Annotated in this window: 10 protein-coding genes; 6 read left to right on the forward strand and 4 right to left on the reverse strand. The window is 63.5% G+C overall.

Features of this window, described 5'->3' with window-relative positions; translation table 11 throughout:
* Positions 1 to 267: 267 nt before the first annotated feature.
* From FM069_RS21260 to FM069_RS21270, 3 genes are all read left to right on the forward strand, one after another.
* Positions 268 to 597 (forward strand): hypothetical protein, encoded by a 330-nt coding sequence (locus FM069_RS21260; RefSeq protein ID WP_143490415.1) that lies wholly within the window; start codon positions 268 to 270, stop codon positions 595 to 597.
* Between the two features lie 105 nt (positions 598 to 702).
* Positions 703 to 1,065 (forward strand): hypothetical protein, encoded by a 363-nt coding sequence (locus FM069_RS21265; protein WP_143490416.1) that lies wholly within the window; start codon positions 703 to 705, stop codon positions 1,063 to 1,065.
* Between the two features lie 148 nt (positions 1,066 to 1,213).
* Positions 1,214 to 1,588 (forward strand): hypothetical protein, encoded by a 375-nt coding sequence (locus FM069_RS21270; RefSeq protein ID WP_143490417.1) that lies wholly within the window; start codon positions 1,214 to 1,216, stop codon positions 1,586 to 1,588.
* Between the two features lie 240 nt (positions 1,589 to 1,828).
* Here the strand turns inward: FM069_RS21270 and FM069_RS21275 are convergent, their stop codons facing one another.
* The 4 genes from FM069_RS21275 to FM069_RS21290 all read right to left on the reverse strand — a co-directional run bounded on the left by FM069_RS21275 (position 1,829) and on the right by FM069_RS21290 (position 8,027).
* Positions 1,829 to 2,362: an REP-associated tyrosine transposase gene (locus FM069_RS21275; RefSeq protein WP_143490418.1), complete on the reverse strand. Its 534-nt coding sequence runs from the start codon at positions 2,360 to 2,362 to the stop codon at positions 1,829 to 1,831.
* Between the two features lie 139 nt (positions 2,363 to 2,501).
* The gene (locus FM069_RS21280) at positions 2,502 to 3,434 is read right to left on the reverse strand and encodes a 5'-nucleotidase (RefSeq protein WP_143490419.1); all 933 of its coding nucleotides are present in this window, start codon (positions 3,432 to 3,434) and stop codon (positions 2,502 to 2,504) included.
* 115 nt (positions 3,435 to 3,549) lie between these two features.
* Positions 3,550 to 4,803, reverse strand: coding sequence for a ribonucleotide-diphosphate reductase subunit beta (locus FM069_RS21285; protein WP_143490420.1), 1,254 nt, complete (start codon positions 4,801 to 4,803; stop codon positions 3,550 to 3,552).
* A 320-nt stretch (positions 4,804 to 5,123) separates the two neighbouring features.
* A complete protein-coding gene (locus FM069_RS21290; protein ID WP_143490421.1) occupies positions 5,124 to 8,027 on the reverse strand; it encodes a ribonucleoside-diphosphate reductase subunit alpha in 2,904 nt (967 codons plus the stop codon).
* 707 nt (positions 8,028 to 8,734) lie between these two features.
* Here FM069_RS21290 and FM069_RS21295 point away from each other — a divergent pair.
* The 3 genes from FM069_RS21295 (at position 8,735) to FM069_RS21305 (ending at position 12,262) form a co-directional block, all read left to right on the forward strand.
* The gene (locus FM069_RS21295; protein ID WP_143490423.1) at positions 8,735 to 9,460 is read left to right on the forward strand and encodes a winged helix-turn-helix domain-containing protein; all 726 of its coding nucleotides are present in this window, start codon (positions 8,735 to 8,737) and stop codon (positions 9,458 to 9,460) included.
* Positions 9,461 to 9,482: 22 nt separating this feature from the next.
* Positions 9,483 to 11,081 carry an ATP-binding protein gene (locus tag FM069_RS21300; protein ID WP_143490422.1) on the forward strand — a complete coding sequence of 533 codons (1,599 nt, stop codon included), beginning with the start codon at positions 9,483 to 9,485 and terminating at the stop codon, positions 11,079 to 11,081.
* Between the two features lie 176 nt (positions 11,082 to 11,257).
* Positions 11,258 to 12,262, forward strand: a complete 1,005-nt coding sequence (locus FM069_RS21305) for a GNAT family N-acetyltransferase (protein WP_143490424.1) — start codon at positions 11,258 to 11,260, stop codon at positions 12,260 to 12,262.
* Positions 12,263 to 12,959 lie beyond the last annotated feature (697 nt).

Here is a 12,959-nt window from a genome sequence, read left to right on the forward strand (position 1 = left end):
TGTGTATAACAGACAGGTTCTGGGGGGAGGCTTGGGTACCATGTTGGGTTCTAGCGTGTGTGCCGCGATTGGCTTGAGTTCAGTAGGAGTAGGCGGAATAGCATGTGCATTGATCGTGGCAGGAACGGCAGGCTCAGTGGCTGGCGATGCGACGAGCCAAGCAGGACAGGGCTTGGCTGAAGTAGTCTATGAGAAGGCGTACGAATGATGCCCAGGTTAGGCGTGATACTACTGGTCACCGTGGTGTTGAGTGCATTGGTGGGGTTCATGCTGGTGCTTTACATGACCTATATAGCCATCAAGGATTTGGAAAGATTTGAAGTACACCTGAGCCGATCAAGACTCATCATCAGCAATCGAGTGCTGATGGGAGATGGCTTCATAGGGCGGGTATATAGACTGCTTCAGATTGCGTCTTGCCTGATTCTGAAGGACTTTTCGATAGGCAAGGGTCATCTTGATCCCGAAGATGCTAAAGAATTTCCAGCCGCACTTGCCAGGAAAGTAATCTGGCCGGGGCGCTTTATCATGATTGCTTTCTGCATAGTCGTGCTGGTTGGGGCATATGGAAAATACTTCAACGGCTATAAGGCCTAGCGCTGCAGAAAATAGCGAAGCTTTTTTGTGCGGCGTGGATGCTCAATGTGTCGCTGAAGAATCATATGTAGAGCATCATTGACGTTGCAGTCAACGTATTGGGTAATGGGCGCACTGCTGTTGAGCATGATGACAGCTGTAGTTGCTTGCCTCTATATGACTTTTCTGGCCTTCAAAGAGCTGGACAGGGCCGAGCAATTTTTAAAGCAATCCGACTGGATTGTCATGAATAAAAGAAGTTTAGGAAATGGCCCTATCGCTCGTGTCATGCGTATGCTACAGATTGCGGGCTGCCTGAGCGTAAAGAACTATTCAATCCGCAAGGGGCAGCTGGATGCGAGCGATGTTTCGGGATTTCCTGAAAAGCTGGAAAGAAAGATTGTGTGGACGGGGAGGGTTCTCCTTTTTTCTTTTATAGCCATGATGATGGCTTCCTATTTTTTCAATCATATAAAAGGCGGTGAATGAATCAGTGAAAATTCAGTGTGGCTGTTCTCCTAGTTGACGAGAAAAGCAATTAGGTGCTGGTGCTAAGGGTGACAGTGCGATAGTTTTTCGTTGTAAATAGCGGTGTAAAGCTCTGCGCGCTGATTTAACGGGGGATTCAAGGATAAACGTGGCGCTTTTTATCGTTGTCGTTGGCAGTTTCATCATTGCTTTCCTTTCGACTTTGTACTTCTTCTATCTGTCCTATAGCAGGCTCGATGAATTCGAAGATTCCCTGAGGACCTCCAGGTTGGTGGTTTATAACAAAAATTATCTGGGTGACAGCGGTTTGGCAAGAATCTACCGAATGGGACAAATTGCCTATTTGTGTGCTTTCCAGGGTTTTGCCATTCGACAGGGGCAGTTGGATGCTGAAGAAGCATCTAGGCTTCCCTCTCGCTTGACGAGGCTGGTGGTGTGGCCAACCCGGTTGCTGCTTGTGTGTGGAGCACTCATCGTTCTGTTGGGCGGGTATGGTACCTACCTTGGCGGGTTCAAACAGTAGTTGCTGAAGTGCTCGCGGTCTGGTTAGACGGAGGGGAATGACCGTTGGCGATAACGCATGGGTGAAGCGGCCCATGAGTGATCGGCAATACTTTCACGCAAGAAGTGTTTGTTGAACCTCGATGTGTAGAGTCCCCGGTGGGCAAGCGAAGCGTTGCCCACCCTACGTCCTACATTGCCACCCCATGTAGTTCTTTACGTAGGGTGGAAAACTGCGAAGCATTTTCCACCGACCGGCACTTCAGGCTTCCCCGTAACTTTCGCCGTCGTCCCGGTAATCCGCGCCCCAATCCTTCGGATAAAGCCCCTGGCGCACGGCGCGGTGAAAGCTTGAATACGGCCAATCGGCCACCCGATCCACATACGCGTGCTTCACCGGATTGAAGTGGATGTAGTCCATGTGGTTCGCGTAGTCGCGTTCGTCGCGGATCAGGTGTTCCCAGTAGCGCCGTTGCCAGATCCCGCGCTCGCCGCGGGCGAGGAGGGTGGCGGGGCGCGCCTCGGTGGGCGGCAGGCGTTTGGCGAAGGCGAACTTGATGACCTTCCAGCGCAGGGCGAAATCGGCGTCGCCTTCGGGCAGCGTCCACAGGCAGTGCAGGTGATCCGGGAGCACGACCCAGGCATCGATATGAAACGGGTGCCGTGCCTTGGTAGCGCGCACCGTGGCCCGCAACAGCTCGACCTCGCGGACCAGCAACCCGCTGTGCCGGTCGCGCAGGTTCACGGTGAAGAAATAGGTCGCACCTGATACCCGGGCGCGGCGGTAATCGGACATGGCGACTCATCCTTGAGCGTTGATGTGGTGGTTCGTCGGTGGGCAAGCTTCGCGTTGCCCACCCTACGCCACCTCATCGTAGGGTGGAAAACCGCGAAGCGTTTTCCACGGAGGAGATATCCAGGCTACCTCGCTACATTCAATTAAGTTTGTTAATGGCGCCGAATGGAATGTGAACTGAAGGTAATACTGAGGCGGCAGGGTCTAAGTGCAGCCTCTGATCATCGAAAAATATGTGAGGCTTTAATACTTCTAGTACAGATTTTTTTTCAATGCCGCCTAGGAAAAAAGCCTTGTTGACCATGATATCCCACGCGCGCATAGTGTTAATAACTCTTTCGTGTGAAGGAGCATTTCTAGCTGTCACAATGCTAATATCAAGGATTGGCGTGTAAGCTGGATCGGAATCCTTTTTAGTGTGTTCTAGTTTTTGAATTTTAGAAATTTTTTTTAGGAATTCTGCTAGAGGGCCTGGGTTGTGTGGAGTATTAACCAAAGTAATTTCATGATCGTGAAAGTCCATTAAATCTCTGGTTTCTTGATAAATAACTTCGGCTTCGTCATCGGCTAAGACTCCATCAAAGTCAAAGGCTATTCTAAGCTCGCTATCCTCAGGGTCATCATAAACTAAAGTTTTCAATACTTGTCCTGCAGGGTAGCCGGCATTCATCGCTTGTTTTACATCAAGCTCATTCGCGGAGAGAAACAAGCTGATATTTAATGCCGGTATATAGGCCTGAGGGGATTGACCTTGCAAAAATACAGCTCTTGTCATTGGGAGATTATAGAACTCAATTGACTTCATAACTCTCAAGCCAGTATCTGGATCATTTCTCGAAAGTAGTATGACCTCTACTGGAGGGTCTCCCATATTGAGTTTATTTAAGCTTAGTAGTCTCCTTATAAAAGAAAATGCAACTCCGTGTGGTAGCGGAATATTTTGATTTTCTCTTTGATAATCTCTATAAGCTTCTTCGCCCCGAAGTCGGAAAACTTTATCAGACTCTTCCAGGTCGAAGAGGGCACTAGAGGCTAGCCCGATGACAAGTCTATTATCTAAGTCGTAAGACATTTTTTTCTCTAATAAAAGCCCCGCACTAGGCGGGGCTTTTAGTTTCTCTCGCTACCCCGACATCCGTAATCAGGTAAAGCGCTTCTAATCTATCCTGATGGTCTAGACCTAGGACTCAATCCCAGCTCAACGCCCCACCCGTCTGATACTCGATCACCCTTGTCTCGAAGAAGTTCTTCTCCTTCTTCAGGTCCATGATCTCGCTCATCCAGGGGAACGGGTTGGTGGTGCCCGGGTATTCCTCTTTCAGGCCGATCTGGGTCAGGCGGCGGTTGGCGATGAACTTGAGGTAGTCCTCCATCATCGCGGCGTTCATGCCGAGGACGCCGCGGGGCATGGTGTCGCGGGCGTATTCGATTTCCAGTTGGGTGCCCTGGAGGATCATCTGGGTCGCTTCGTCCTTCATGGCGGCGTCCCACAGGTGCGGGTTCTCGATCTTGATCTGGTTGATCATGTCGATGCCGAAGTTCAGGTGCATGGACTCGTCGCGGAGGATGTACTGGAACTGCTCGGCGGTGCCGGTCATTTTGTTGCGGCGGCCCATGGAGAGGATCTGGGTGAAGCCGCAATAGAAGAAGATGCCTTCCAGTACGCAGTAGTAGGCGATGAGGTTCTTCAGGAACTGCTTGTCGGTCTCGACGGTGCCGGTCTGGAAGGTGGGGTCGGAGATGGAGCGGGTGTACTTGAGGCCCCAGGCGGCCTTTTTCGCGACGCTGGGAATCTCGTGGTACATGTTGAAGATCTCGCCTTCGTCCATGCCCAGGGATTCGATGCAGTACTGGTAGGCGTGGGTGTGGATCGCCTCTTCGAAGGCCTGGCGCAGGATGTACTGGCGGCACTCGGGGTTGGTGATCAGGCGGTAGGTGGCCAGCACCAGGTTGTTGGCCACCAGGGAGTCGGCGGTGGAGAAGAAGCCGAGGTTGCGCTTGACGATGCGGCGCTCGTCCTCGGTGAGCCCGTCCTGGCTCTTCCACAGGGCGATGTCCGCGTTCATGTTCACTTCCTGGGGCATCCAGTGGTTGGCGCAGCCGTCCAGGTATTTCTGCCAGGCCCAGTCGTACTTGAAGGGCACCAGCTGGTTGAGGTCGGCGCGGCAGTTGATCATGCGCTTCTCGTCCACTTGCACCCGGGCGGCGGAGCCTTCCAGGTCTTCCAGGCCTTCGGCGATGTCCAGTTCGTTCAGGGCGGCCTTGGCGCGGGCCACGGCGGCGGAGTCGCCGGCGCTGACGGCGCGGGCGTCGCTGACCGAGGCATCGGCCTCGCGCTCGATGCGCTCGATGCCGGCACCGGCGTGTTGCGGGGTGGCGGGCGTCGGGGTGGCCGCGGCGGCGCCGTCTTCGGGTTTGTCGAATTCGTCCCAGCTCAGCATGGGGGTTCCTCCTGATCGGGTGCCGGCTATGGCCGGTCGTGAATGGGGTGCGTCGGTGTGCACGCAAAAACGGAAAACGGTAGCGGTGGGCGGTGAGGCGCCCTGCCGGGGCGAGGGTCGGCCTCGCCTTGAATATCGGTCACTGCGACGGCTGCAGTGTGTCGGTGAGGCGTCGTGGGCAGACGGCGAGGGCGTGGGTCATGCCCGCATCCTCGCCGTTCCTGGCCTTGTGCCGTCTTTCGACGGCGTTCTCTACCGGACAACGTCCCGGTCCAGGCCCCGCACGAGGGCGGGACCTGGGCCGGGAACCGCGGGCTGCCTTACTGGCAAGCCTCGCAGTCGGGGTTGTCGATGCTGCAGGCCAGGGGCACCGGGGCCGGTTGCGGCTCGACGCTCGGCGCCGCGGCGGCCGGCGCGGCCTGCAGGCCTTCGGTGTTGCCGCTGGACACCGCGTTGAGCTTGCCGGTGTTGATGGTGGATTTCTCGGTGCTGGTCGCGGCCAGGGCACGGAGGTAGTAGGTGGTCTTCAGGCCACGGTACCAGGCCATGCGGTAGGTCACGTCGAGCTTCTTGCCCGAGGCGCCGGCGATGTACAGGTTGAGCGACTGGGCCTGGTCGATCCACTTCTGGCGACGGCTGGCGGCGTCGACGATCCAGCGGGTCTCCACCTCGAAGGCGGTGGCATACAGGTCCTTGAGGTCCTGCGGGATGCGCTCGATCTGCTGCACGGAACCGTCATAGTACTTGAGGTCGTTGACCATCACCGGGTCCCACAGGTCGCGGGCCTTGAGGTCGCGCACCAGGTAGGGGTTGATCACGGTGAACTCGCCGGAGAGGTTCGACTTCACGTACAGGTTCTGGTAGGTCGGCTCGATGGACTGCGACACGCCGGTGATGTTGGCGATGGTGGCGGTCGGGGCGATGGCCATGATGTTGGAGTTGCGGATGCCCTTCTGCACGCGAGCGCGCACCGGTGCCCAGTCCAGGCTCTCGTTCAGGTCCACGTCGATGTACTTCTGCCCGCGGGCTTCGATGAGGATCTGCTGGGAATCCAGGGGCAGGATGCCGCGGCTCCACAGCGAGCCCTCGAAGCTGGAGTAGGCGCCGCGCTCGTCGGCCAGGTCGCAGGAGGCCTGGATCGCGTAGTAGCTGATGGCTTCCATGGAACGGTCGGCGAAGGCCACGGCCTCGTCGGAGCCGTAGGCGATGTGCTGCAGGTACAGCGCGTCCTGGAAGCCCATGATGCCCAGGCCCACCGGGCGGTGCTTGAGGTTGGAGTTGCGCGCCTGGGGGACCGAGTAGTAGTTGATGTCGATGACGTTATCGAGCATGCGTACCGCGGTCTTGACGGTCTTCTCCAGCTTGGCGGTGTCCAGCGCGCCGTCGACGATGTGGTTCACCAGGTTCACCGAACCCAGGTTGCACACGGCGATCTCGTCCTTGTTGGTGTTCAGGGTGATCTCGGTGCAGAGGTTGGAGCTGTGCACCACGCCCACGTGCTGCTGCGGGCTGCGCAGGTTGCATGGGTCCTTGAAGGTCAGCCACGGGTGGCCGGTCTCGAACAGCATCGAGAGCATCTTGCGCCACAGGTCCTTGGCCGGCAGGGTCTTGAACAGCTTGAGCTTGCCGTACTGGGTCAGCTCCTCGTAGTACTCGTAGCGCTCCTCGAAGGCCTTGCCGGTGAGGTCGTGCAGGTCGGGTACGTCGGCGGGGGAGAACAGGGTCCACTGGCCGTCGTCGAACACGCGCTTCATGAACAGGTCCGGAATCCAGTTGGCGGTGTTCATGTCGTGGGTGCGGCGGCGGTCGTCACCGGTGTTCTTGCGCAGCTCGATGAATTCCTCGATGTCCAGGTGCCAGGTTTCCAGGTAGGCGCAGACCGCGCCCTTGCGCTTGCCGCCCTGGTTCACCGCCACCGCGGTGTCGTTGACCACCTTGAGGAACGGCACCACGCCCTGGGACTTGCCGTTGGTGCCCTTGATGTAGGAGCCCAGGGCCCGCACCGGGGTCCAGTCGTTGCCCAGGCCGCCGGCGAATTTGGACAGCATGGCGTTGTCGTGGATGGCGCTGTAGATGCCCGAGAGGTCGTCCGGCACGGTGGTCAGGTAGCAGCTGGAGAGCTGCGGGCGCAGGGTGCCGGCGTTGAACAGGGTCGGCGTGGAGGCCATGTAGTCGAAGGACGACAGCAGGGTGTAGAACTCGATGGCGCGGGCTTCCCGGTCCTGTTCCTCGATGGCCAGGCCCATGGCCACGCGCATGAAGAACACCTGGGGCAGCTCGAAGCGGACGCCGTCCTTGTGGATGAAGTAGCGGTCGTAGAGGGTCTGCAGGCCCAGGTAAGTGAACTGCTGGTCGCGCTCGTGATCGATGGCGGCGCCCAGGCGGGCCAGGTCGTATTCCTTGAGTTTCGGGTCCAGCAGCTCGAATTCCACGCCCGCCTCGACGTAGGCCGGCAGGGCCTTGGCGTAGAGGTCGGCCATCTCGTGGTGGGTGGCGCTTTCGGCGACGTTGAGGAAGCCCAGGGCCTCGGCGCGCAGGGTGTCCAGCAGCAGGCGGGCGGTGACGTAGGAGTAGTTCGGCTCGCGCTCCACCAGGGTCCGCGCGGTCATCACCAGGGCGGTGTTGACGTCTTTCTCGGCGACGCCGTCGTAGAGGTTCTTCAGGGTTTCGCGCTGGATCAGCTCGCCGTCCACCTCGGCCAGGCCCTCGCAGGCTTCGCGCACGATGGTGCCCAGGCGGCCCAGGTCCAGCGGCAGCAGGCTGCCGTCGGCGCGGGTGACGCGGATGCTCGGGTGGGGCTGGGCGATCTCGGCGCCGCTTTCCTGCTTGCGCTTGACCGCCTGGGCCTCGCGGTAGATCACGTAGTCGCGGGCGACTTTGTGCTCGCCGGCGCGCATCAGGGCCAGCTCGACCTGGTCCTGGATCTCCTCGATGTGGATGGTGCCGCCGGAGGGCATGCGGCGCTTGAAGGTGGTGGTGACCTGCTCGGTGAGACGGCGCACAGTGTCATGGATCCGCGAGGAGGCGGCGGCGGTGCCGCCCTCCACGGCGAGGAACGCCTTGGTGATGGCGACGGAGATCTTGTCGTCGGTGTACGGCACCACGGTGCCGTTGCGCTTGATCACCCGCATCTGGCCTGGCGCGGTGGCCGCCAGTTCCTGGGAGGCGTCGGCGGCGCGGGGTGCGCCGGCCGTTTCATGCTCGCGTGCGGTCTCGGTTTGCATGGGGTCGTGTTCTCCACTCTCTAAGGGTTTGGACACCCGGGGTGCCCGCCGTCTGTCGCTTCGCGCACGCCGCGCGCAGAGACGGACGCGGGTGCGTTGAGGCAGGGAGGCGGGGACTCGAGTGCCTCCATGGCTCAAAAGTCAATCGGTGGGCCGCGAGGCCTCACCACTACATGTTGTGTTTCGACGCCGACGACACAGGGCGCTTGCCGGCCCGGTCGGACTTTCCGCAGCGACTTCCGAAGCCGCTGTACGGGCCGAGGTCAACGGGAAAACGGAGGGCTCCTGCCGGGCCGTTTTCGGCCGCCGGTTAAGAGCACCTGTATAGCGAACAGTTCCGCAAAAACCCCATATGTAGGGGTATTTCGCGCTGGGGGCACAAGATAATGCGGCGGAGGCGCCTTGGCAAGGCGACCGCACCTGTACAACCTGTGGATAAGGTGTGGGCGAGTTGTGGGCGAAGCGGGCAAAGAGGAGGGGAGCCCCCGTGGGATGGGGCGTGCGCCGTTCGTCGCGGAAAATCGCGCTCCAGCGGCCGGGGAGCCGGTCATTTGGCGGCGGCAGGGGACCACAATATCTTGTGTTTCGCAAGGGCTTTCTGGCACGCCCTGTGCTACGGCCGAACCCCATGGCTGGCCCTTGGCCGCGCCATTGCTACAATGCCGCCGCTTCGGCCCGCGTGAGTGGCCGACAAGGGGGCAGACGTGGTGGAACGAGAACCCTGGCGCATCCTCATCGTCGAGGACGATCGGCGCCTCGCCGACCTGACACGGGAGTACCTGGAGGCCAACGCCTTCCAAGTGTCCATCGAGGCCGATGGCGCCCGCGCCGCGGCGCGCATCCTGGAGGAGCGCCCGGACCTGGTGGTACTGGACCTGATGCTGCCCGGCGAGGACGGCCTGTCCATCTGCCGCAAGGTGCGTGGCGGCTACGACGGCCCGATCCTCATGCTCACCGCCCGCAGCGACGACATGGACCAGGTCCTGGGCCTGGAGCTGGGGGCCGACGACTACGTCTGCAAGCCGGTGCGGCCGCGGGTGCTGCTGGCCCGGCTGCGCGCCCTGCTGCGCCGCCACGAGGGGCCGCCCGAGCCGCCGCCGGCGGAGCGCGCCCAGCGGCTGTGCTTCGGCCCGCTGGTGATCGACAGCGCCATGCGCGAGGCGTGGCTGCGGGAACAGGGCATCGAGCTGACCAGCGCCGAGTTCGACCTGCTCTGGCTGCTGGCGGCCAACGCCGGGCGCATCCTCTCCCGGGAGGAAATCTTCACCGCCCTGCGGGGCATCGAGTACGACGGCCAGGACCGCTCCATCGACGTGCGCATCTCGCGCATCCGCCCGAAGATCGGCGACGACCCGATGCACCCGCGGCTGATCAAGACGGTCCGCAGCAAGGGCTACCTGTTCGTCCGCGAAGCCGCCGAGGGGCTGCTCTGAACCGGCGGCGGAGGGCGCGGCGATGAACTCGATCTTCCTGCGCATCTATGGCGGCATGCTGGCGGCCCTGGTGCTGGTGGCGCTGCTGGGGGTGGTGACCCTCAACCTGGTCAACGACGTGCGCGCGGAGCAGTACCGCGAGCGCCTGGCCCGCGGCACCTTCCGCCTGATGGCGGACAACCTGCAGCCCATGAGCGACGTGGAGCGCCGTCGCGCCCTGGCCCTCTGGAGCCGGCTCCTGGGCATCCCCCTGGAACTGCGGGCGGCCGAGGGCGAGCCGTTGGATGGCCGCCAGCGCAGCCGCCTCGACCAGGGCCAGGTGCTGGTGGAGCAGACCGGCCCCCACGCGGCGCGCATCTACAGCCAGGTGGACCCGCAGCGCCGCCTGCTCACCGGCGAGGTGCAGCAGGTCAGCGAGCAACTGGCCCGGGCTACCGTTTATTTGCTGATCGACGAACTGGTGCGCTACCCGGTGGAGGAGCAGCCGCGGCGGCTGGCGGCCCTCAAGCACGCCAAGCGCTTCGGCTTCGACCTGTCCCTGGTGCGCCTGGAGCACGCCGACCTGGACGCCGACCAGCGCCGCCGGGTCGACGAGGGCGACACGGTGATGGCCCTGAGCAAGCGCGGCGACGCCATCCGCGTGTTCGCCGGCATCGTCGAGACCCCCTGGGTGCTGGAGATCGGCCCGCTGTACCAGATGAACCCCTATCCGCCGCAACTGTTGGTGCTGATCGGTGCCCTAGGCCTGAGCCTGATCGGCCTCACCGTCTACCTGCTGGTGCGGCGCCTGGAACGGCGCCTGCAGGCCCTGGAAAGCGCCGCCACGGAGATCGCCAGCGGCCGCCTGGAGGCCCGTGCGCCGGCCCGCGGGGCGGACTCCGTGGGGCGCCTGGCCAGCACCTTCAACGCCATGGCCGAGCACCTGCAGCGCTCCCTGAGCATCCAGCGCGAGATGGTCCGGGCGGTGTCCCACGAGCTGCGCACGCCGGTGGCGCGGCTGCGCTTCGGCCTGGAGATGATCGCCGACGCCGACACCCCGGTGGCCCGGCGCAAGTACATGGACGGCATGGACCACGACATCCAGGACCTGGACCGGCTGGTGGACGAGATGCTCACCTACGCGCGCCTGGAACAGGGCTCGCCGGCCCTGGAGTTCCTGCCCCTGGAGCTGGACGCGCTGCTGGACCAGGTGATCGCCGAGCTGGCGCCGCTGCGGCCGGCGGTGCGCCTGGAGCGCGTGCCCGGCGAGGCGCCCCAGGGGGAGGCGGGCGTGGTGGAGGCGGCACCGCGCTACCTGCACCGGGCCCTGCAGAACCTGGTGAGCAACGCCCTGCGCTACGCCGAGTCCCAGGTGCGCCTGAGCTACCGGATCGAAGAGGGGCGCTGCCGGATCGACGTGGACGACGATGGCCCGGGCGTACCGGAAGACGCCTGGGAGCGGGTCTTCAGCCCGTTCCTGCGCCTCGACGACAGCCGCACCCGCGACTCCGGCGGCCACGGCCTGGGGCTGTCCATCGTGCGGCGGATCGTCTACTGGCACGGCGGGCGCGCCCTGGTGGGGCGCAGTGACCTGGGCGGGGCGCGCTTCAGCCTGGTCTGGCCCTGCCGCCAGGACGACTGACGATCGCGCCCGCCGGCTGTCCACAGGACCAGGACCCGGGGCAAATTTCCCCGGGCCCGGTTCGTCCCTAGCGAACGGGCGCTACGCCCGTTCCTTCGCCCTCGCATCCCCTTCCGCCTTCCCAACGGAGTGCCGCCGTGACCGTTCCCGCCGCTACCGCAACCCCCGAGACCCCGCTGCCGACCCTGGCGGACGGCCTGCCGTTGCCCGACGGCCGCCGGCTGGTCGGCCGGCAGGGCGAGGCGACCCTGGAGCTGTACCTGGACGGTCATCCGCTGCTGCGTCTGCGCCGCCAGGGCGCGGGCGACGACGAATGCCTGGAGCCCCTGGCGCTGCCGGCCGACGCGGACGCCGCCCTGGACGCCCTGGCCTACTGGTGCTTCGCCAGCGACCCGGCGCGGTCGCGCATCCGCCTGCGCCTGGCGCAGCCCCCGGCCGCCGCGCGGCGCCGCGGCCTGCTGCTGGGGGAGGGCGCCGACCTGCGCATCGAGCGCGACCTGTTCTGGCAACTGCCCGGCGCCTTCCTGCGCGCGCCCTCCGGCGCCGGCTTCCCCCGCCACCTGGTGATGGACGCCCAGGGCCGCCGCCACCCGGTGCGCCCGCCGAAGCCCGAGGGCGAGGTCTACCGGCGCTTCGACGCCCGGCTGGGGGCTTGGGTCTCCCTGCGCTGCCTGGACCTGGACGCGGACCTGGCGCGCTTCAACCGCTGGCAGAACAGCCCGCGGGTGGCGCAGTTCTGGCAGGAGGAGGGCGACCTGGCGCAGCACCGTCGTTACCTGCAGACCCTTCACGACGACCCGCGGGCTCTGACCCTGCTGGGCTGCGTGGACGACGAGCCGTTCGCCTACTTCGAAGCCTACTGGGCCAAGGAGGACCGCATCGCGCCCTTCTACCCGGTGGACGACTACGACCGCGGCATCCACATGCTGGTGGGCGAGGAGCACCACCGCGGCCCCCACAAGGTCGCCGCCTGGATGGGCGCCCTCTGCCACTACTTGTTCCTCGACGAGCCGCGCACCCAGCGGGTGGTGGCCGAGCCCCGGGCCGACAACGCGAAGATGATCGGCCACATGCAGCGCCAGGGCTTCTACCGGGAAAAGGAATTCGACTTCCCCCACAAACGGGCGGCGCTGATGGTGCTGCCCCGGGACACCTTCTTCGACCGCTGCGCCCTGGCCTGACCGGAGCGCGTTCCGTCCGGCTCGCTGGCGGACGGGGTGGTCGCTCAGCTGTCTGCCGGCTGCCAGGCCAGGCCAGACCAGGCCAGGCCAGGCCAGGCCGTCGCCGGAGTGTCCGTGGGGGGATGCCGCGGCACTGGGGGGCGGCTCATGGGCTCTCCTCGTCAGCCTGGTCCGGCGGTCGTCCCGCCGCTTGGGTCGCCCGAGGCCTGGCGAGGCCTCGCTGGAGGACGGCTCGTCGCCTTCACGGGGCCGGCCAGCCATCGCCAGGCCCGCTCGGCCATTCGGCCATTCGGCCATGCGCCAGGGCGTGGCGGAGCTTCGCGGGCCTCAACCGAGAACCCCTTCACCGCCCGGGGGCGCTGGGCTCCGACGCCGTCCGGGCGACATCGGACGCGGCAAGGTTTCGCTGGAGTCTGGCTTCCTGGCGCGCATGTACTTGTCGGGGCGACAGTGTTTCGGTGCGGCTCGGCAGCAAGGCGCGTGGGATCGGCTGGCAAATGCCTTCATCCGCTGGGCCGCGGCTCACGGCTCCTGTGGTCGCCTAACCGCGTCGCGCGTGGCGGAGCGGGCTGAACCTTGCCTGCGCGCCGCGACCCCTGGCCCTAACTGACGCGCCCAGGCTGCCATCGAATGGCCGGCAGCGTGCGTGGCGGCCCCTATCCTACGGGCCGCCAACTGGCGCCACTCCGACCCGACC

Origin of the sequence: Pseudomonas mangiferae, assembly GCF_007109405.1 — a bacterium.
GTDB lineage: Bacteria > Pseudomonadota > Gammaproteobacteria > Pseudomonadales > Pseudomonadaceae > Pseudomonas_T > Pseudomonas_T mangiferae.